Annotated in this window: 18 protein-coding genes; 5 read left to right on the top strand and 13 right to left on the bottom strand. The window is 69.4% G+C overall.

All coding sequences use genetic code 11. The features are described 5' to 3' along the window. Window positions 1–106 precede the first annotated feature (106 nt). The 4 genes from ACFWYS_RS26100 to ACFWYS_RS26085 are packed head-to-tail and all read left to right on the top strand — an operon-like array spanning window position 107 to window position 5,205. Window positions 107–1,408 carry a helix-turn-helix domain-containing protein gene (locus ACFWYS_RS26100; protein ID WP_384773564.1) on the top strand — a complete coding sequence of 434 codons (1,302 nt, stop codon included), beginning with the start codon at window positions 107–109 and terminating at the stop codon, window positions 1,406–1,408. 40 nt (window positions 1,409–1,448) lie between these two features. Further along, a complete protein-coding gene (locus ACFWYS_RS26095) occupies window positions 1,449–2,156 on the top strand; it encodes a toll/interleukin-1 receptor domain-containing protein (RefSeq protein WP_384773561.1) in 708 nt (235 codons plus the stop codon). Next, window positions 2,156–4,120 carry a hypothetical protein gene (locus ACFWYS_RS26090; protein WP_384773558.1) on the top strand — a complete coding sequence of 655 codons (1,965 nt, stop codon included), beginning with the start codon at window positions 2,156–2,158 and terminating at the stop codon, window positions 4,118–4,120. Before ACFWYS_RS26095 ends, ACFWYS_RS26090 begins: the two co-directional genes overlap by 1 nt. After that, window positions 4,117–5,205 (top strand): hypothetical protein, encoded by a 1,089-nt coding sequence (locus ACFWYS_RS26085; RefSeq protein ID WP_384773555.1) that lies wholly within the window; start codon window positions 4,117–4,119, stop codon window positions 5,203–5,205. Before ACFWYS_RS26090 ends, ACFWYS_RS26085 begins: the two co-directional genes overlap by 4 nt. Before the next feature lie 91 nt (window positions 5,206–5,296). Here the strand turns inward: ACFWYS_RS26085 and metK are convergent, their stop codons facing one another. From metK to pyrR, 13 genes are all read right to left on the bottom strand, one after another. After that, window positions 5,297–6,505, bottom strand: a complete 1,209-nt coding sequence (gene metK, locus ACFWYS_RS26080) for a methionine adenosyltransferase (protein ID WP_384773552.1) — start codon at window positions 6,503–6,505, stop codon at window positions 5,297–5,299. Window positions 6,506–6,745: 240 nt separating this feature from the next. Beyond that, window positions 6,746–7,948: a bifunctional phosphopantothenoylcysteine decarboxylase/phosphopantothenate--cysteine ligase CoaBC gene (gene coaBC / locus ACFWYS_RS26075; protein ID WP_384773549.1), complete on the bottom strand. Its 1,203-nt coding sequence runs from the start codon at window positions 7,946–7,948 to the stop codon at window positions 6,746–6,748. 123 nt (window positions 7,949–8,071) lie between these two features. Next, the gene (gene rpoZ, locus ACFWYS_RS26070; protein WP_003988945.1) at window positions 8,072–8,344 is read right to left on the bottom strand and encodes a DNA-directed RNA polymerase subunit omega; all 273 of its coding nucleotides are present in this window, start codon (window positions 8,342–8,344) and stop codon (window positions 8,072–8,074) included. Window positions 8,345–8,411: 67 nt separating this feature from the next. Continuing rightward, window positions 8,412–8,969, bottom strand: a complete 558-nt coding sequence (gene gmk / locus ACFWYS_RS26065; RefSeq protein ID WP_384773547.1) for a guanylate kinase — start codon at window positions 8,967–8,969, stop codon at window positions 8,412–8,414. 60 nt (window positions 8,970–9,029) lie between these two features. Further along, the gene (locus ACFWYS_RS26060) at window positions 9,030–9,353 is read right to left on the bottom strand and encodes an integration host factor (RefSeq protein ID WP_003977346.1); all 324 of its coding nucleotides are present in this window, start codon (window positions 9,351–9,353) and stop codon (window positions 9,030–9,032) included. 288 nt (window positions 9,354–9,641) lie between these two features. Beyond that, window positions 9,642–10,487, bottom strand: a complete 846-nt coding sequence (pyrF, locus tag ACFWYS_RS26055; protein ID WP_384773544.1) for an orotidine-5'-phosphate decarboxylase — start codon at window positions 10,485–10,487, stop codon at window positions 9,642–9,644. Further along, complete coding sequence (locus ACFWYS_RS26050) at window positions 10,484–11,599, bottom strand: quinone-dependent dihydroorotate dehydrogenase (RefSeq protein WP_384773541.1); 1,116 nt, start codon at window positions 11,597–11,599, stop codon at window positions 10,484–10,486. Before ACFWYS_RS26050 ends, pyrF begins: the two co-directional genes overlap by 4 nt. 75 nt (window positions 11,600–11,674) lie before the next feature. After that, the gene (gene carB / locus ACFWYS_RS26045) at window positions 11,675–14,983 is read right to left on the bottom strand and encodes a carbamoyl-phosphate synthase large subunit (RefSeq protein WP_384773538.1); all 3,309 of its coding nucleotides are present in this window, start codon (window positions 14,981–14,983) and stop codon (window positions 11,675–11,677) included. Further along, the gene (carA, locus tag ACFWYS_RS26040; RefSeq protein ID WP_384773533.1) at window positions 14,976–16,118 is read right to left on the bottom strand and encodes a glutamine-hydrolyzing carbamoyl-phosphate synthase small subunit; all 1,143 of its coding nucleotides are present in this window, start codon (window positions 16,116–16,118) and stop codon (window positions 14,976–14,978) included. Before carA ends, carB begins: the two co-directional genes overlap by 8 nt. Continuing rightward, window positions 16,115–16,702, bottom strand: a complete 588-nt coding sequence (locus ACFWYS_RS26035) for a hypothetical protein (RefSeq protein WP_384773530.1) — start codon at window positions 16,700–16,702, stop codon at window positions 16,115–16,117. Before ACFWYS_RS26035 ends, carA begins: the two co-directional genes overlap by 4 nt. Continuing rightward, a complete protein-coding gene (locus ACFWYS_RS26030) occupies window positions 16,699–17,985 on the bottom strand; it encodes a dihydroorotase (protein ID WP_384773527.1) in 1,287 nt (428 codons plus the stop codon). The genes ACFWYS_RS26035 and ACFWYS_RS26030 overlap by 4 nt, the downstream gene beginning before the upstream one ends. Before the next feature lie 5 nt (window positions 17,986–17,990). Further along, window positions 17,991–18,968, bottom strand: coding sequence for an aspartate carbamoyltransferase catalytic subunit (locus ACFWYS_RS26025; protein ID WP_384773524.1), 978 nt, complete (start codon window positions 18,966–18,968; stop codon window positions 17,991–17,993). A gap of 103 nt (window positions 18,969–19,071) precedes the next feature. Further along, on the bottom strand, window positions 19,072–19,644 hold the full coding sequence (gene pyrR, locus ACFWYS_RS26020; protein WP_272118285.1) for a bifunctional pyr operon transcriptional regulator/uracil phosphoribosyltransferase PyrR: 573 nt from the start codon (window positions 19,642–19,644) through the stop codon (window positions 19,072–19,074). A 253-nt stretch (window positions 19,645–19,897) separates the two neighbouring features. Here pyrR and bldD point away from each other — a divergent pair, with 253 nt between their 5' ends. Beyond that, window positions 19,898–20,401, top strand: a complete 504-nt coding sequence (gene bldD / locus ACFWYS_RS26015; RefSeq protein WP_004002691.1) for a transcriptional regulator BldD — start codon at window positions 19,898–19,900, stop codon at window positions 20,399–20,401. The last annotated feature ends 72 nt before the right edge of the window (window positions 20,402–20,473 follow it).

Below are 20,473 nucleotides of genomic sequence, written 5' to 3'. Positions count from 1 at the left end.
CAGGAAACTCGGCCGACCGCCTTGCCGGACCGTCGCGCTCGGCCGACGCTGAATCGCGACGCCGCACGCCCAGCACAGTGGCCGCGTCGGCATGAAGGGGGATCACATGCTGGAGCAGCCGCCTGTGTTCGGCGCCGAACTGCGCCGCTTACGGATGTCGGCCGGGTTCACGCTGACGCGGTTCGCCTCCTCGGTGCACTACAGCAAGGGGCAGATCAGCAAGATCGAGACGGGGCAGCAGCGAGCGACACCCGAGTTCGCCCGGCTGTGCGACGTGGTGCTGGACACCGGCGGCACGCTGGAGGCCCTCGCCCCCACGCGCGGCCACCGACGTCGTACCGGCCGACTCCCCGTCCCCGACCAGGCAGGAGTCATGCACGAGATACCGACCGAGCGTCCGGGCGACGCTCCTTCACCGCCGCCTTCCCGACGGCAGCTGATGGCCGCCGGCGCCCTGTCCGTCTTCGGCATCGGCCCCACCGCTCCCCCGCACCCGGCACCCTCCGACCGGCCGCTGCTCGACGCCTACCGCACCCTGTTCGACCAGTACCGGCGCATCGGCCAGATGTCGTCACCGAGGGCCCTGCTGCCGACCCTGGCCGAGCAGACGAGCGCGCTGCGGGGGCTGGCCGCACGCACGAGCGGCCGTACGGCCGCGGGCCTGCTGAACCTGGCGGCGCGCTTCGCGGAGTACACGGGCTGGATGGCGCAGGAGGCCGGCGACGAAGCGGCGGCCGCGCGCTGGACCAGCCATGCCGTGGACCTCGCCGAATCGGCGGGCGACCGTCAGTTGGCGTCGTACGCCCTGGTCCGGCACGCACTGATCACCTACTACCGAGGGGAGTCGACCGACACCATCGACCTGGCCGAAGGAGCGCTGACCAGCGGCCTTCCGCCTCGTGTCCGCGCCCTGGCGGCACAGCGCGTGGGCCAGGGGCACGCCCTGGGCGGCGACCACGACGCCTGCATGCGCCGTCTCGACCAAGCCCGTGACCTCTTCGGTCTGGCCGCCGCCGAGACATCCGAGCCCGGCGCGCCCGTCCTCGGTCCGACGTACCTGAGCGACCCGGTGTCCCTGGTGACGGGCTGGTGTCTGGTGGATCTCGGCCGGCCCCGGCAAGCGGCCGACATCCTCGACGCCGAGTGCGCCCGCCTTCCGGCGCACGCCCTGCGGAACCAGGCCCGCTACGGCGCCCGGCGTGCCCTCGCCCACGCCCTGGCCGGAGAGATCGATCACGCCTGCGAGCTGACCGGTCACCTGCTGCGGAACACGGCCTGCGTGGGCTCCGAGACCATCGCGAACGACCTGCGTCGTCTCGCCCGCGTCCTGGCCCGGCACCCCAGCCGTCCCGCCTACCAAGCGGTCGCGGCCTCGCTCACGGCCGCCCTCACCCCGCCGGAACTCTGACCGGCGCCCTTCCGTCCCCAGACAGAGAGGTCATTCCGTCATGCCCGAAATCTTCATCAACTACCGCACCGGTGACGGCGAACAGGCCGCGGCGACGCTGGACAACGCACTCCGTGCGCGCTTCGGCGACGGCCACGTCTACCGCGCCAGCCGCTCGATCGCGCCCGGTGACGCGTTCGACCACGACCTGGTCAACAACGTACGCCGCAGCTCCGTCCTCCTCGCCCTGATAGGCGACCACTGGCTGGACAAGCCCACGCTCGGCCATGACGACGACTGGGTCACCAAGGAGATCCTGGAAGCGTTCCGCCACGACATCCGGATCATCCCCGTGCTGATCGGCCGACGCACCGAACGGCCGGCCAAGCGCGACCTGCCCGACGCTCTCCTGTGGCTCACCGACTGCCAGACCCTCCGCTACGACCACCAGACCGACGAACGCGACCTGAAGCACATCGGCGACCAACTCGCCGATCTCGTCCCCGCGCTCGCCGACGCCGACCGCACGACTACCGAGCCGGAAGCGCCGGCGGCGACCGACAACAGCACGGGCGATCTGAAGAACTCGTACGCGACGCAGACGGGTCCGGTCACGGGCAGCACCTTCCACATCGGCCCCGCCGAATCGCGCCACAGCAACCACACCGTCCATCAGACGGGAACCGGCTCGAACTACGTGGCGGGAGACAGTCACGGCGGCATCCGCCAGGGCTTCGGCGCCACGCCTCCGGCCGAGGGCGGCGAGTGATGACCGATGTCCCCGGTCCATCGGGCGACGAACCGGCACAGCCGGGAACGACGAACCAGTTTCGCGACCAGTACAACATCCGCATCGACAAGGCCATCCCGCCGACGTCCGCCCCGCCCCGTCAGGTGGCCGAACAGCAACTACGCCGCCTCCAACAGCGGTTCGCCCGCCCTCCTGACCTCAACGACGCCTACGACACGCTGGAACAGCACAACATCGTCTTCCTCGACGGCACCCCGGGGAACGGCAGGATCACGGCGGCCCGTGTCCTGCTGCGGGAGCTCCCGCGCGGCACGGGGATCTACAAAGAGATCGCCACCGTTGTCGAGGGAAAATCACCGGAAATCCTCTCCCCCGGCCTCGTCGGGGAAGGGGACCGCATGCTGCTGGACCTGTCGGCGGAAGACGAAGCCCTGTGGAAGCAGTACCACGACAGACTCCTCGGCTTTCACAAGATCCTCGTGGACAAGCGGGCGTATCTGGCCGTCGTGCTCCCGCATTCCTACGCGGACCAGTTGAGTCCGGACTTCACCGGATACCGCAAGCCGGTCAACCGTCCCGACGAGCTGGACGTGGTGGCCGCCCACCTCCGCGCGCACGGCATCACGATCGGCCATCCCCGTACGGTTCCGCCCACGCTGCACGACTACCTGATCGGCCGCCCGCCCATGCGTGAGCTGGCACGGCTGGCCGATCTCATCCTGGAGGCGCGCAAGTCGCTGCCTCCGGACGGCTCCTTCACGGGCTGGTGCAACCTGGCCGTCGCGGCGCAGACCGCCCGGGCCATGGAGGTCGACTCCTTCGTCCCCGGACTGCGGAAAGGTTCCCAGCGGGCGCTACTGCTGACCGTCGCCATGCTGCACGGTGCACCCGCCGACATCGTCCACCGGGCCACGGCACTCCTCCAGGAACTCCTCGGCATCCCGCAGGACGACCGGCCGCTCCTCGAACACAGGGGGCTCACCGAGCGCCTGCGCAAGGTCGGCGCGACCCGCGACGACACGGCCTGTGTGCGCTTCGAGAAGCTCCGCTACGACCATGCCGTGCGCCGCCACTTCTGGCTGAACATGCCGGACCTGCGCGAGCCACTGCGGGAGTGGGTGGACCAGGTGCTCGCCCTGGCGCAGCTCCCCGACACCGACCACACCCGGTTGGTCATCCGTTTCGCGGAGCTGTGTCTGGCCACCGACCGGGACGACGTGTTCCGTACCGCCTCGGCCTGGGCGGAGAAACGAGACGGCAGAGCGACATACCTGCTCGCCGCTGCGAAGTTGCTCCGCTGGGGTGTTCAGAACGAGGACACCAGCCAATACTTCCGCAGGAGGATCTACGACTGGTCGACGAACTCGATCACGGCCGGACTACGCCAAGTCCTGATCCTGGTGTGCGCCCGGGTCATGTCGGTGCGCCACCCGGAACAGGCCGTCGTCCGCCTGCACCACCTGGCCCGCCGAGAACCGTCCCCCGGGTACAAGGCCCGCGACGCCCTGCTGGGATACGTCGCACAGGACCTACGGCTCCAGCGCTATCTCCTCTTCCGCCTGTTCGTCTTCTCCCCGCCCGACCTCAGGCACAAGGGCTTCGACGCCCTGCTGTTCCTCGACCTCATCGCCGTACCGACCCGGCCCCCGCACTCCTTCCTTCGCAATCCCGTGACCCGGGAGTGGCTCACGGGGTGCTGGACGGACGTGTTGGGGCGCATCGACAGCGCGATGTGGCTGCCGTGTGTCCGGCAGTGGATCACTTCGGCGAGCGGCTCCGACGACCCGGCGCTCATCCGCCACGCCCTGAACGTGCTGGCCGACGCCGCCGCCGACCATTACGCCGCCCTCCGCCAGATCTACGCCACGGCCCGCACCTCCCTCTCCGCCGAAGAGGCCGGCCTTCTCCTGTCCAGGATCCATGAGGCACAGCGAGCAGGCCTGTCACGGCGGTCCAAGTCGCAGGAGGATCCTCAGCCATGAGTTCCGGTCAGAAGACCGTGTCCGTCTTTCTGATGCTGATCAGCTCGATGCTCGTTCTGATCCTCGGTCTGTATGTGTCCTGGCCGATCTGGGCCTGGCCCGTCGCCGTCGTCCTCCTGGGAGCGTCCTGGGCAGGGGCCACGGTCGCGGCGTCGCGGGCGAACCGGGGGAAGCCGGTCTCCGACACGGTGACGGCGCCGCCGGTGCCGGACGTGGAGCGGCGCGAGCTGTCCGTGCAGGACGTTGCGCTGCCGAGTTCGCTGGAGGACTACGACTTCCTGCTGTCCGCGACCATCCGCTGGTGCCCCGAGAAGCCCTACGCGCAGGAGACCGGCACCCACCACGGCGGCCTCGCGGTGGAAGCCGTACTCGCCCGGGCCCGGGACATCACCGCCGTCTGCGATCCCTTCCGCAGCTCGCTCGTTCAGCACGAACTGAGCGGAGCGCTGGCCGAGATGCACCCCGACCGCAGCGGGCACATCCGGGCCATGGCCCTGGACGTCGTACTCCGGCTCTCGGAGGAGGACCAGACCCGACTGGACCGTCTCGCCGCCATCCGCAAGGACGAGGAGCTGTGGGAGCACGAGCGTAAATGGGAGCAGAGCCGTCGTGCCTATCTGGGCGACGACGTCCTGCGGGACACGGGACGTGCCGTGGTCTGGTGGCTGGCCAAGAACGACGACCAGGTGGCGAAGACCGTCGGGGACATCGGGCTGCTCGCCCAGCTGACGTCAGCGGCCAACAACGAGCAGGTCGCCGAGCCCTTCCGGCATCTCGTGCCGGACGCCTTCCCCGAGGCTCCTGCCGCCGAGACGTCGCACGGTCCGGCCGATCTGTTCACCGACTTCATGCAGGGGCTGGGCTTCAAGCCCGGTGCCGACGACTGCATGATGGTCGCCGATCAGGTGGCGATGGCGATCAAGGAGAAGAACCCGGAGGCGGCGGAGGAGATCCGTAAACGGTTCGCCCCACCGGACGAGGGCGCAAACGACGACAAGGACCGGGACGGGGAGGGGGGTGGGGATGGGGACGGGGGCGATTCGGACGAGTCATCGACGGACATCGGACCTGTCACCGAGGAGTAGCCCGCTCGCCGAGGAGCAGACCGCGCCCGGAAACACGAACGAGGCCCGGTTCCCGTAGGAACCGGACCTCGCACAAGCCTGGGATCAGGTCTTACAGGCCCACGGCCTTCCGCAGCGCCTCCACCCGGTCCGTCCGCTCCCACGTGAACTCGGGCAGCTCACGGCCGAAGTGACCGTAGGCCGCCGTCTGGGCGTAGATCGGGCGGAGCAGGTCCAGGTCGCGGATGATCGCGGCCGGGCGCAGGTCGAAGACCTCGTCGATGGCCTTCTCGATCTTCTCGGTCTCGACCTTGGCCGTACCGAAGGTCTCCACGAACAGGCCGACCGGCTCGGCCTTGCCGATCGCGTACGCCACCTGCACCTCGCAGCGCGAGGCCAGGCCGGCCGCGACGACGTTCTTGGCGACCCAGCGCATCGCGTACGCCGCCGAGCGGTCCACCTTGGACGGGTCCTTGCCCGAGAAGGCGCCACCGCCGTGGCGGGCCATGCCGCCGTACGTGTCGATGATGATCTTCCGGCCGGTCAGACCCGCGTCACCCATCGGGCCGCCGATCTCGAAGCGGCCGGTGGGGTTGACCAGCAGGCGGTAGCCGTCGGTGTCCAGCTTGATGCCGTCGTCGAGGAGCGCCTTCAGCTCCGGCTCGACCACGAACTCCCGGATGTCGGGCGCGAGGAGCGACTCCAGGTCGATGTCGCTCGCGTGCTGCGAGGAGACGACCACGGTGTCCAGACGGACCGCCTTGTCGCCGTCGTACTCGATGGTGACCTGCGTCTTGCCGTCCGGGCGCAGGTAGGGGATCGTGCCGTTCTTGCGGACCTCGGAGAGTCGCTTGGACAGGCGGTGCGCCAGGAAGATCGGCAGCGGCATCAGCGTCGGCGTCTCGTCCGTCGCGTAGCCGAACATCAGGCCCTGGTCACCGGCGCCCTGGCGGTCCAGCTCGTCCTCGTCGCCCTCGACCCGGGACTCGTAGGCCGTGTCGACGCCCTGCGCGATGTCCGGCGACTGCGCGCCGATCGAGACGGAGACGCCGCAGGAGGCGCCGTCGAAGCCCTTCTTCGAGGAGTCGTAGCCGATCTCCAGGATCTTGTTGCGGACCAGCGTCGCGATGTCCGCGTACGTCTTGGTCGTGACCTCGCCGGCCACGTGCACGAGGCCGGTGGTGATCAGGGTTTCGACGGCGACCCGGGAAGACGGGTCCTCACGCAGAAGCGCGTCGAGAATGGTGTCGCTGATCTGGTCAGCGATCTTGTCGGGGTGACCTTCGGTCACGGACTCCGAGGTGAACAGGCGACGGGACACAACGCTCCCTGGGGTTGCAGCGGCTGCTGGCTGATCATTTGTGGACGGGCTCGGGGGCTGCGCCCGGCGTCGTCCGAGGACAGTTTATCTGTCGTGCTCGGTCACGGACCCCCTGTCTCGCCTCTCGGGAGCGCTGTGACCTGCGGCACGGGCATTCTGCCCAATGTCACGCGCCCTTGACCAGGGGCGCCACACCCGAATCGAGCAAGGGTCTAGGGAGAACCCCAGCGCATCAAACATTCACCCGAGTCGCCCCGCCACCAGGTCCCATACGATTTCGGCCAGGGCTTCCTTGGGCCCGTGCGGTACGGGTGTCTCGCTGCCGTCGGCGCCGAGGACGACGGCCTCGTTCTCCTCGGAGCCGAAGGTCTTGCGCTCGCCCACCTCGTTCACCACGAGGAGGTCGCATCCCTTGCGCTCCAGCTTTCTGCGGCCGTTCGCCAGGACGTCGTCCGTCTCCGCGGCGAAGCCGACGACGACCTGGCCGGTGCGGGCGCGGTCGGTCGAGATCTCCGCGAGGATGTCCGGATTCCGCACCAGAACGACGGGCTCCGGGTCCTCGCCGTCCTTCTTCTTGATCTTTCCGGCGGCATAGACGGCCGGGCGGAAGTCCGCGACGGCCGCCGCCATCACCACCGCATCGGCGTCCGCGGCCGCCTTCAGGACCGCCTCGCGCAGCTGCACGGCCGTGCCGACCTGTACGACGTCCACGCCGGCCGGGTCGGGCAGCCCCGTGTTGGCCGCGATCAGCGTGACCCGGGCGCCCCGGGCTGCGGCGGTGCGGGCGAGGGCGTAGCCCTGCTTGCCGGAGGAGCGGTTGCCGAGGAAGCGGACCGGGTCGAGGGGCTCGCGTGTGCCGCCGGCGCTGACGACGACGTGCCGCCCCTTGAGATCCGGCTCGGTCACGCCCCGGGCCAGCACCCGGCGGCAGACCTCGAATATCTCGCCGGGCTCGGGCAGCCGGCCCTTGCCGGTGTCGACGCCGGTGAGACGGCCGACGGCGGGCTCGATGACGACCGCGCCGCGTCGGCGCAGCGTCGCCACGTTCTCCTGGGTGGCCGGGTGCTCCCACATCTCGGTGTGCATGGCGGGGGCGAAGACCACCGGGCAGCGGGCGGTGAGCAGGGTGTTGGTCAGCAGGTCGTCGGCGAGGCCGTGGGCGGCCTTGGCGAGGGTGTCGGCGGTGGCCGGGGCGACGACCACCAGGTCGGCCTGCTGGCCGATACGGACGTGCGGGACCTCGTGGACGTCGTCCCAGACCTCCGTCGAGACGGGGTGGCCGGACAGGGCGGACCAGGTGGCGGCGCCGACGAAGTGCAGGGCGGAGGCGGTGGGCACGACACGCACGTCATGGCCGGACTCCGTGAGCCTGCGCAGCAGCTCACAGGCCTTGTACGCGGCGATGCCGCCACTGACCCCCAGAACGACCTTCGGCTTGTCCACCGTCTCTCCCCGGAATCGGCTCATGTGCGCCAGGGATCGGCGCACGACTCCACTACACACCACAGGCCCGACAGTCGCGCTGCCGGGCCTGTGGAAAAGCCAGCTCAAAGCTGTAAATACTACTTACTGCGCCGGGCCCTCAACGGCCTCGGACGTCAGCAGACCCGCGTTGATCTCGCGCAGGGCGATCGAGAGCGGCTTCTCGTGCACGTGGGTGTCGACGAGCGGACCGACGTACTCAAGGAGGCCCTCGCCGAGCTGCGAGTAGTACGCGTTGATCTGGCGGGCCCGCTTGGCCGCGTAGATCACGAGGCTGTACTTCGAGTCCGTGGCCTCAAGAAGCTCGTCGATCGGCGGGTTGATGATGCCCTCGGGCGCGGAGATGGAAGAGGACACGCTCTACCTTCCGATGGATGGGAAAGAATCGGGGTGAATGATCAAGCCTCGAAACGATCAGGCACGATCACACAACTTCCATCAAGGCTAGCAGCTCGCGCGCCACGTCCTCGACGGAGGTGTTGACCAAGGTCATATCGAACTCGGGCTCGGCCGCCAGCTCGACCTTCGCCGCGTCCAGACGGCGTTCGATCACTTCGGGCGGCTCGGTACCACGTCCGGTGAGTCTGCGCACGAGCTCCTCCCAGGAGGGAGGAGCCAGGAACACCAGCTGAGCCTCGGCCATGGACCCGCGGACCTGCCGCGCGCCCTGGAGGTCGATCTCCAGGAGAACGGGCTCACCCGCCTCCAGCCGCTCGATCACGGCCGCACGCGGCGTGCCGTAGCGATTGCCGGCGAACTCGGCCCACTCCAGCAGCTCACCGTTGGCGATCAGCTTGTCCATCTCTTCGTCGGTGACGAAGAAGTAGTGGACTCCGTGCTTCTCGCCGGGGCGGGGCTTGCGGGTCGTCGCCGACACCGAGAGCCAGACCTCGGGGTGTTCCTTGCGCATATGGGCGACGACCGTGCTCTTGCCGACCCCGGAGGGGCCGGAGAGCACGGTCAGCCGCGGACGTTCACTCATGCAGCGATTATTCCAGCAATCCCGGAGTGCCCGGGACTCCCGGTCCGGAGTGACCCGGACTCAGGAGCCGGTGCTGCCGAACTCACGCTCCAGGGAGGCGATCTGGTTCGAGCCGAGACCGCGCACGCGGCGGCTCTCGGAGATGCCGAGTCGCTCCATGATCTGCTTGGCGCGGACCTTGCCCACGCCCGGCAGGGACTCAAGCAGGGCGGAGACCTTCATCTTGCCGATGACGTCGTTCTCCTGGCCCTGCTTGATGACCTCGTGCAGGGAGGCGCCGGAGTGCTTGAGTCGATTCTTGACCTCGGCCCGCTCCCGGCGAGCCGCGGCGGCCTTTTCGAGCGCGGCTGCGCGCTGTTCAGGGGTAAGGGGCGGAAGAGCCACGCCTACGTCACCTCGGATGTCGAACTGTCGGATACGGACCGGTGAGGAACCTAGTCGCCCCACACCTGGGGAGCCACGAACAACACGCTTGCCCGTTGACTCTCGTCGGAGACTAGCGGGCAAGTCCGCCAGAGTCAGCGAGAACAGCGGAAAAGTCCTGGTCAGCCTCCATCAGGCCGGACATTTAGGACATAATGCCCTGGATTTGAGGATGTATTCAGACTCAAGCCGACCCGGAGTCACTCATCGGAGGACTCGTTTGACCGCCTCGAACACCCCGGACGGCGGTCAGACGCCCGACACGGCGTCCCGGACCTCGTCGGCGAAGCGTGACGCGGCCTCACGCAGCGCGACGACGTCGGGTCCGTGTCGCAGCACTCCCCGGCTGACGTTCGGCACGACATTGCGCACCGCGGCGCCGAAGACGCGCGGAAGATCGGCCGGCGTGGCGCCCTGCGCGCCGATGCCGGGCGCGAGGAGCGGACCGTTGATGTCGAGGTCGTACGTGGACAGATCGCCGAGCGTGGCGCCGACGACCGCCCCGAAGGACCCCATGGGCTCCTCCCCCGTGTTCTCGGCCGCCAGGTGGGCCAGCATCGTCGCCCCGACGTTGCGGCCGTCCGCGCGGATCGCGTGCTGGACCTCGCCGCCCTCCGGGTTGGAGGTCAGCGCGAGCACGAACAGGCCGGTGCCGCTCTCGCGGGCGAGCGCGACGGCCGGTGAGAGCGAGCCGTAGCCGAGGTACGGCGAGACGGTCAGCGCGTCCGAGAACAGCGGGGAGTCCTTGCGGAGGAAGGACTCGGCGTACGCGGCCATGGTCGAGCCGATGTCGCCGCGCTTGGCGTCCATCACGACCAGCGCCCCGGCCGCCCGCGCCTCCTCGACCGACTTCTCCAGTACCGCGACGCCGCGCGAGCCGAAGCGCTCGAAGAACGCGCTCTGCGGCTTGAGCACGGCGACCCGGTCGGCCATCGCCTCGACGACCGTGCGGCTGAACCGCTCCAGGCCGGCCACGTCGTCGTTCAGGTCCCACTCGGCGAGCAGCGAGGCGTGCGGGTCGATGCCGACGCACAGCGGGCCGCGCTCGTCCATGGCCCGGCGGAGTCGGGTGCCAAAGGGTTCCAGAGCACTCATGCGGACTTCCTTGCCTTCCTGACGTCGGCGCCGACCGCGTCGGCGAGGGTGGCGTACGGGCTGGTGCGGAGCCGAGCGGCGAGGCCCTTGTGGATGGCGCGGCCCCAGAAGGGGCCCTCGTAGATGAAGGCGCTGTATCCCTGGACCAGCGTGGCGCCCGCCAGGATGCGCTGCCAGGCGTCCTCGGCGTTCTCGATGCCCCCGACGCCCACCAGGGTGATCCGGTCGCCCACGCGCGCGTACAGGCGCCGCAGCACCTCCAGGGAGCGTGCCTTCAGGGGTGCGCCGGAGAGACCGCCGGTCTCCTTGACGAGGGAGGGTTCGGATTTCAAACCGAGCCCCTCGCGCGCGATGGTGGTGTTCGTGGCGATGATCCCGTCCAGTCCCAGCTCGACGGCCAGGTCGGCGACGGCGTCGACGTCCTCGTCGGCGAGGTCCGGGGCGATCTTCACCAGGAGCGGGACGCGGCGGGTGGTGACCGTACGGTCGGCGGCCTCGCGGACGGCGCTCAGCAGCGGTCGCAGGGCCTCTGTGGCCTGCAGGTTGCGCAGGCCGGGCGTGTTGGGCGAGGAGACGTTGACGACCAGGTAGTCGGCGTACGGCGCCAGCCGCTCGGTCGACTTCACGTAGTCGCCGACGGCCTCCGCCTCCGGGACGACCTTGGTCTTGCCGATGTTGACGCCGACGACGGTCCTGAAGACCGGCTCACGGGACGCCAGGCGGGCCGCCACGGCCAGCGAGCCCTCGTTGTTGAAGCCCATGCGGTTGATCAGCGCGCGGTCCTTCACGAGCCGGAACAGCCGCTGCCTGGGGTTGCCCGGCTGCGCCTCCCCCGTGACCGTGCCGATCTCGACGTGGTCGAATCCCAGCATCGACATCCCGTCGATGGCGACCGCGTTCTTGTCGAACCCGGCGGCGAGCCCGAAGGGGCCGTGCATACGCAGCCCGAAGGCCTCGGTGCGCAGTTCCTCGTACCGGGGTGCGAGGGCGGCGGCGACGAAGGTGCGCAGCACGGGAATGCGGACGGCGAAGCGGATCCAGCGGAAGGCCAGGTGGTGGGCCTGCTCCGGGTCCATCCGTTTGAAAACCAGACGGAAGAAAAGCTTGTACATCGTGTTGTCCTCTTCGAAGCCTCGGTGAGCCTCATGAAGAGGGGGACACCGTTTCCGGTGTCCCCCTCAGGGCTGCTAGTCGCGGGCCGCGGTCAGGTGTTCCGCGTGTTCCTGGAGCGAACGGACGCCCACGTCACCGTGGTTGAGGGCGTCGATGCCCTGGACGGCGGCGGCGAGCGCCTGGACCGTCGTCAGGCACGGGACCGACCGCGCCACGGCCGCCGTACGGATGTCGTAGCCGTCGAGGCGGCCGCCGGTGCCGTACGGGGTGTTGACGATGAGGTCGACCTCGCCGTCGTGGATGAGCTGGACGATGGTCTTCTCGCCGTTCGGGCCTTCGCCCTCGGACTGCTTGCGCACGACCGTGGCGTTGATGCCGTTGCGCTTGAGGACCTCGGCGGTGCCGGAGGTGGCCATCAGCTCGAAGCCGTGGGCGACCAGCTCACGGGCCGGGAAGATCATCGAGCGCTTGTCGCGGTTGGCGACCGAGATGAAGGCGCGGCCCTTGGTGGGCAGCGGGCCGTAGGCGCCCGCCTGCGACTTCGCGTACGCCGTGCCGAAGACGGAGTCGATGCCCATGACCTCGCCGGTGGAGCGCATCTCCGGGCCGAGGACGGTGTCGACGCCGCGGCCGTGGATGTCGCGGAAGCGCGACCACGGCATGACGGCCTCCTTGACGGAGATCGGCGCGTCGAGCGGCAGTTCGCCGCCGTCGCCGGTCGCCGGAAGGAGCCCCTCCGTGCGCAGTTCGGCGATGGTCGCGCCCAGCGAGATCCGGGCGGCGGCCTTCGCCAGCGGCACCGCGGTCGCCTTCGAGGTGAAGGGGACGGTGCGGGACGCGCGCGGGTTGGCTTCGAGGACGTAGAGGATGTCGCCGGCCATCGCGAACTGGATGTTGATCAGGCCGCGCACGCCGACGCCCTTGGCGATGGCCTCGGTCGAGGCCCGCAGGCGCTTGATGTCGAAGCCGCCCAGGGTGATCGGGGGCAGGGCGCACGCCGAGTCGCCGGAGTGGATGCCGGCCTCCTCGATGTGCTCCATGACGCCGCCGAGGTAGAGCTCGGTGCCGTCGTAGAGCGCGTCGACGTCGATCTCGATGGCGTCGTCCAGGAACCGGTCGACGAGGACCGGCCGCGAGGGGCTGATCTCGGTCGACTCGGCGATGTAGGACTCCAGCCGGGTCTCGTCGTAGACGATCTCCATGCCGCGCCCGCCGAGGACGTACGAGGGCCGTACGAGGACCGGGTAGCCGATCTCGTCCGCGATGGCCTTGGCGCCCGCGAAGGTGGTCGCGGTGCCGTGCTTGGGGGCCGGCAGGCCCGCCTCGGCGAGGACGCGTCCGAAGGCGCCCCGGTCCTCGGCCGCGTGGATCGCCTCCGGCGAGGTGCCCACGATCGGCACACCGTTGTCCTTCAGGGCCTGCGACAGACCCAGCGGGGTCTGGCCGCCCAGCTGGACCACCACGCCCGCCACCGGACCGGCCTGCTGCTCCGCGTGGACGATCTCCAGCACGTCTTCCAGCGTCAGCGGCTCGAAGTACAGGCGGTCGGAGGTGTCGTAGTCCGTGGAGACGGTCTCCGGGTTGCAGTTGACCATCACGGTCTCGTACCCGGCGTCGCTCAGCGCGAAGGAGGCGTGGACACAGGAGTAGTCGAACTCGATGCCCTGGCCGATGCGGTTGGGACCGGAGCCCAGGATGATGACGGCCGGCTTCTCGCGCGAGGCGACCTCGGTCTCCTCGTCGTAGGAGGAGTAGAAGTACGGCGTCCGCGCGGCGAACTCGGCGGCGCAGGTGTCGACCGTCTTGTAGACCGGGCGGATGCCGAGGGCGTGCCGCACCTCGCGCACGACGTCCTCGCGCAGCCCGCGGATCTCGCCGATCTGCTGGTCGGAGAAGCCGTGCCGCTTGGCCTCGGCGAGCAGCTCGGGGGTGAGCTTCGGGGCCTCGGCGAGCTCGTCGGCGATCTCCTTGATCAGGAAGAGCTGGTCGACGAACCAGGGGTCGATCTTCGTGTAATCGAAGACCTCCTCCGGGGTGGCGCCCGCGCGGATGGCCTGCATGACGGCGTTGATCCGGCCGTCGGTCGGGCGGACCGCCTCTTCGAGCAGCGCGGTCTTGTCGCCGGGCTCGCCGACGAACGTGAACTGGCTGCCCTTCTTCTCCAGCGAGCGCAGCGCCTTCTGGAAGGCCTCGGTGAAGTTGCGGCCGATGGCCATGGCCTCGCCGACCGACTTCATGGTGGTCGTGAGGGTGGAGTCGGCGCTCGGGAACTTCTCGAAGGCGAACCGCGGGGCCTTCACGACCACGTAGTCGAGCGTCGGCTCGAAGGAGGCCGGGGTCTCCTGCGTGATGTCGTTCGGGATCTCGTCGAGGCTGTAGCCGACGGCCAGCTTGGCGGCGATCTTGGCGATCGGGAAGCCGGTCGCCTTGGAGGCGAGCGCCGAGGACCGCGACACGCGCGGGTTCATCTCGATGACGATCACGCGACCGTCCTCGGGGTTCACCGCGAACTGGATGTTGCAGCCACCGGTGTCGACGCCGACCTCACGGATCACGGCGATACCGATGTCGCGCAGGATCTGGTACTCGCGGTCGGTGAGCGTCATCGCGGGCGCGACGGTGATCGAGTCACCGGTGTGCACGCCCATCGGGTCGAAGTTCTCGATGGAGCAGACGACCACGACGTTGTCGTGCTTGTCGCGCATCAGCTCCAGCTCGTACTCCTTCCAGCCGAGGATGGACTCCTCCAGGAGCACCTCGGTGGTCGGGGAGAGCGTGAGGCCCTGGCCGGCGATGCGGCGCAGCTCCTCCTCGTCGTGCGCGAAGCCGGAACCGGCGCCGCCCATGGTGAAGGACGGGCGGACGACGACCGGGTAGCCGCCGAGCGTCTCGACACCCTTGAGGACGTCGTCCATGGAGTGGCAGATGACCGAGCGGGCGGACTCGCCGTGGCCGATCTTGGCGTTGACCGCTTCGACGACCACCTTGAACTGGTCGCGGTCCTCGCCCTTGTGGATGGCCTCGACGTTGGCGCCGATCAGCTCGACGCCGTACTTCGCCAGCACGCCGTTCTCGTGCAGCGAGATCGCCGTGTTGAGGGCCGTCTGGCCGCCCAGGGTGGGCAGCAGCGTGTCCGGCCGCTCCTTGGCGATGATCTTCTCGACGAACTCCGGGGTGATCGGCTCGACGTAGGTGGCGTCGGCGATCTCAGGGTCGGTCATGATCGTCGCCGGGTTGGAGTTCACGAGGATGACGCGCAGGCCCTCGGACTTCAGGACACGGCACGCCTGCGTGCCGGAGTAGTCGAACTCGGCGGCCTGGCCGATGACGATCGGGCCGGAGCCGATGACCAGGACGGACTGGATATCGGTGCGCTTAGGCACGCTGGCCCTCCATCAGGGATACGAAGCGGTCGAACAGGTAGGCGGCGTCGTGCGGGCCCGCTGCCGCTTCGGGGTGGTACTGGACGCTGAAGGCCGGCCTGTCGAGGAGGTGGAGTCCCTCCACCACGTTGTCGTTGAGGCAGACGTGGGAGACCTCGGCGCGGCCGTAGGGGGTCTCGGAGACCTTGTCGGTCGGGGCGTCCACGGCGAAGCCGTGGTTGTGCGCGGTGACCTCGACCTTGCCCGTCGTACGGTCCTGCACGGGCTGGTTGATGCCGCGGTGGCCGTACTTCAGCTTGTAGGTGCCGAAGCCGAGGGCGCGGCCGAGGATCTGGTTGCCGAAGCAGATGCCGAAGAGCGGGGTGCCGCGCTCCAGGACCGCCTGCATGACGGAGACCGGGTGGTCGGCGGTGGCCGGGTCGCCGGGGCCGTTGGAGAAGAACACGCCGTCGGGGTTCACGGCGTACACGTCCTCGGCGGTGGCCCTGGCTGGCAGCACGTGCACCTCGATGCCGCGCTCGGCCATCCGGTGCGGGGTCATGCCCTTGATGCCGAGGTCGACCGCGGCGACGGTGAACTTCTTCTCGCCGATCGCCGGGACGACGTACGTCTCCTTGGTGGCGACCTCCGCGGAGAGATTCGCGCCCTTCATCTCGGGCGCCTGGCGGACCTCGGCGAGCATGGTGCCCTCGTCGGGCAGCGCGTTGCCGGAGAAGATGCCGACGCGCATGGCGCCGCGCTCACGCAGATGGCGTGTCAACGCGCGCGTGTCGATGTTGGAGATGCCGACGACGCCCTGGTGGCGCAGCTCGTCGTCCAGCGAGCGCTTGGCCCGCCAGTTGGACGGCACGCGCGCGGGGTCGCGCACGACGTAGCCGGCGACCCAGATCTGCTTGCTCTCCGGGTCCTCGTCGTTGACGCCGGTGTTGCCGACGTGCGGGGCGGTCATCACGACGACCTGGCGGTGGTACGACGGGTCGGTGAGGGTCTCCTGGTAGCCGGTCATGCCGGTGGAGAACACGGCCTCGCCGAAGGTCACCCCCACGGCCCCGTAGGCACGGCCCCGGAAGATCCGGCCGTCCTCCAGGACGAGTACCGCGGGAACCTTCGAGGCTCCCCTAGTGGAGGTCGTCATCGTTCGGCGCCTTCCGTGCTGTTGTTCTTGATCATGGAGTTAATGACGTCGACCCATTCGTTGTGCTCGGCCGCGTGGTCCGAGCGGAACCCTGAGTCGATCAGCCGTTCGCCGTGCGCCCAGGTCACGACGAGCAGCCCGCCCTCGGTGAGGACCTTGCCGGCGATGCCCTTGTCGAGCCGGGCCTCGCGCAGCTGCGCGGCCGGGACAAAGAAGTCGGTCGCGCCGGGGCGTACGACGTCCAGTCCCGTGTCCGTCAGCGTGACCTCGACCCGGCTGCGGGTGCCGAGGCCGTGCGCCACTATGCGGTCCAGCCACTGACCGGCGGTGGTGGAGCCGTGGTAGCGGCCGCTCATGCTCAGTCTGGCCGGGCCGGGGTCGTCCGGCGCGCTGGGCAGCTCGGGCAGGTCGCCCTGGAGCGTGCCGCGCCACTTCCAGCCCTCGCGCATCAGCCAGTAGACGAGCGCGACGAAGAGGAGGAGTCCGACGACCCAGCCGATGCGGGCGGCCCAGTCGGTCACTTCGGCCGACTTCTGTTCGGCCGCGAGCCCGGTTCCGGCTGCGAGCAGTGTTGCAGGTGTCACGTGAGCTTCCCGTCGACGAGCGTGGCCTTGCCCCGGAGCCACGTGTGCGTCACACGGCCCGGCAGCTCACGCCCCTCGTACGGAGTGTTGCGGCTGCGCGAGGCGAAGCCCGCGGGGTCCACGGACCCACGGTATTCCGTGTCGACGAGCGTGAGGTTGGCGGGCTCACCAGCCGAGACGGGACGGCCGTGGCCCTTCGCCCGCCCGATCTGCGCGGGCTTGAAGGACATGCGCTCGGCGACCCCGGCCCAGGTGAGGAGCCCGGTGTCCACCATGGTCTCCTGCACCACTGACAACGCGGTCTCCAGGCCGACCATGCCCATGGCGGCCGCGGCCCACTCGCAGTCCTTGTCCTCGTGCGGGTGCGGGGCGTGGTCGGTGGCCACGATGTCGATCGTGCCGTCGGCGAGCGCCTCGCGCAGCGCCATCACGTCACGCTCGGTGCGCAGCGGCGGGTTCACCTTGTAGACCGGGTTGTAGGAGCGCACGAGCTCGTCGGTGAGGAGGAGATGGTGCGGGGTGACCTCGGCGGTGACGTCGATGCCGCGGGACTTGGCCCAGCGGACGATCTCGACCGAGCCGGCGGTCGACAGGTGGCAGATGTGGACACGGGATCCGACGTGCTCGGCAAGCAGGACGTCCCGGGCGATGATCGATTCCTCGGCCACCGCGGGCCAGCCGCCGAGACCCAGCTCGGCGGAGACGACGCCCTCGTTCATCTGGGCGCCCTCGGTGAGCCGCGGCTCCTGCGCGTGCTGGGCGACGACACCGCCGAAGGCCTTCACGTACTCCAGCGCCCGCCGCATGATCACGGCGTCGTCGACGCACTTGCCGTCGTCGGAGAAGACGGTGACGCCCGCGGCCGACTCGTGCATGGCGCCCAGCTCGGCGAGCTTCTTGCCCTCCAGCCCGACGGTGACGGCGCCGATCGGCTGCACATCGCAGTAACCGTGCTCCTGGCCGAGCCGGTAGACCTGCTCGACGACACCGGCGGTGTCGGCGACCGGGAAGGTGTTGGCCATGGCGAACACGGCCGTGAAGCCGCCGGAGGCCGCCGCGCGCGTGCCGGTCAGCACGGTCTCGGAGTCCTCGCGCCCGGGCTCGCGCAGATGCGTGTGCAGGTCGACCAGACCCGGCATCAGCACCTTGCCCGCCGCCTCGACGACCTGGGCGCCCTCGTCCGAGAGCCCCGTGCCGACGGCCTCGATGACGGCACCGTCGATCAGCACGTCCTGCTGCTCGCCGCCGAGCACCCTCGCACCACGGATCAGGATCTTGGTCATCGGTTCTACTTCTCCTCGGTACGGGTGTGGGTGACGGCGGGCTCGTTGCCGCCCAGCAGCAGATACAGAACGGCCATCCGGATGGAGACTCCGTTTGCGACCTGCTCGATGGCGGTGCAGCGCTCCGAGTCGGCGACCTCGGCGGTGATCTCCATGCCGCGCACCATCGGGCCGGGGTGCATCACGATGGCGTGCTCGGGCATCCGCGCCATGCGGTCGCCGTCCAGGCCGTAGCGCCGCGAGTACTCGCGCTCGGTCGGGAAGAACGCGGCGTTCATGCGCTCGCGCTGCACGCGCAGCATCATCACCGCGTCGGACTTGGTCAGCGTGGAGTCGAGGTCGTACGACACCTCGCAGGGCCAGGTCTCGACGCCGACCGGCACCAGGGTCGGCGGGGCGACCAGGGTGACCTCGGCGCCGAGGGTGTGCAGCAGGTCGACGTTGGAGCGGGCGACCCGCCCGTGCAGGATGTCGCCGACGATCGTGATGCGCTTGCCGGAGAGGTCCTGGCCGAGCCCGGCGTCCCGGCCGACCAGGCGCCGCCGCATGGTGAACGCGTCCAACAGGGCCTGGGTCGGGTGCTGGTGGGTGCCGTCGCCGGCGTTGATGACGGCGGCGTCGATCCAGCCGGAGTTGGCCAGCCGGTACGGCGCTCCGGAGGCACCGTGCCGGATGACCACGGCGTCGACGCCCATGGCCTCCAGGGTCTGGGCGGTGTCCTTCAGGGACTCGCCCTTGGAGACGCTCGATCCCTTCGCGGTGAAGTTGATGACGTCCGCGGACAGCCGCTTCTCGGCCGCCTCGAAGGAGATACGCGTGCGCGTGGAGTCCTCGAAGAAGAGGTTCACGACGGTCCGGCCGCGCAGGGTCGGCAACTTCTTGATCGGCCGGTCGGCGACCCGGGCCATCTCCTCGGCGGTGTCGAGGATCAGGACGGCGTCGTCGCGGGTGAGGTCGGCGGCCGAGATGAGATGACGCTGCATCTGTCAGGCTCCGTAAGGCAGTTAATTCAGGAGGATTCGGGGCAGACGGGTACGCGCGAGGGCGCACTGAGCGGGCGTACGGCAGAGCCGTACGCCTTGGGCGCTACTGGGAGGTCTGCTTGGCGCCGAGCAGCACGGTGTCGCGACCGTCCTCCTCGGCGAGCTGGACCTTGACCGTCTCCCGCAGCGACGTGGGGATGTTCTTGCCGACGTAGTCGGCGCGGATGGGCAGTTCGCGGTGGCCGCGGTCGACGAGGACCGCGAGCTGGACCGCGCGCGGGCGCCCGATGTCGTTCAGCGCGTCGAGGGCGGCGCGGATGGTGCGGCCGGAGAAGAGGACGTCGTCGACGAGGATGACGAGGCGCCCGTCGATGCCGTCACCGGGGATCTCGGTGCGGGCCAGCGCACGCGGCGGGTGCATGCGCAGGTCGTCGCGGTACATGGTGATGTCGAGCGAGCCGAGCGAGATCTTGCGCTCGGTGATCTCCTCCAGCTTGGCGGCGAGCCGCTGGGCGAGGAAGACGCCTCGGGTGGGAATGCCGAGGAGCACCACGTCGTCGGCGCCCTTGGCGCGTTCGACGATCTCGTGGGCGATGCGGGTCAACACCCGCGCGATGTCAGGGCCTTCGAGAACGGGCCTGGCGTCGGACGCCTGAGTGTCCTGCTGCCTGTCCATACGAAAAGGACCTCCTTCTCCGCCTCACGGGACGGACCTTAAAGGACGTCTGGTTTGCGCCATCCACCGTAGCAGGCCACCGACACGCCTCCCATCACCCCCCTGGCCCAATCGGCCACCGATAGCACGGAAGCGTCGGTGTGGACCATTCGGCTTGACGCGCCAGAGTAACGCTGCGTAACCTCACAGTGAGTTACCAACCGCGCGGCATGGAACCCAAGCCAGTCGCGTCGACCCAGTGCCGGGGAGCTATATGTCCAGCGAATACGCCAAACAGCTCGGGGCCAAGCTCCGGGCCATCCGCACCCAGCAGGGCCTTTCTCTTCACGGTGTCGAGGAGAAGTCCCAGGGACGCTGGAAGGCCGTCGTGGTCGGTTCGTACGAGCGCGGCGACCGCGCCGTGACCGTGCAGCGCCTCGCCGAGCTGGCGGATTTCTACGGCGTTCCGGTGCAGGAGCTGCTGCCGGGGACCACCCCGGGCGGTGCGGCCGAGCCGCCGCCGAAGCTGGTCCTGGACCTGGAGCGGCTGGCCCATGTGCCGGCCGAGAAGGCGGGTCCGCTGCAGCGGTACGCCGCGACGATCCAGTCGCAGCGCGGTGACTACAACGGCAAGGTGCTCTCGATCCGCCAGGACGACCTGCGCACACTCGCCGTCATCTATGACCAGTCCCCCTCGGTCCTCACCGAGCAGCTGATCAGCTGGGGTGTGCTGGACGCGGACGCGCGTCGCGCGGTCTCCCACGCCGAGGAGAGCTGAGCACTCCCCCAGGGTTGAGTTCTTTCAGCAGAAACGTGCCGCCGGGGTGGGCGGGACATTTGGGTTGCGGCC

This window comes from Streptomyces sp. NPDC059010, from assembly GCF_042740355.1.
Lineage (GTDB): Bacteria > Actinomycetota > Actinomycetes > Streptomycetales > Streptomycetaceae > Streptomyces.
The sequence above is the reverse complement of the archived record's forward strand: the minus strand, read 5'-3'. Positions and strand labels throughout refer to the sequence as shown.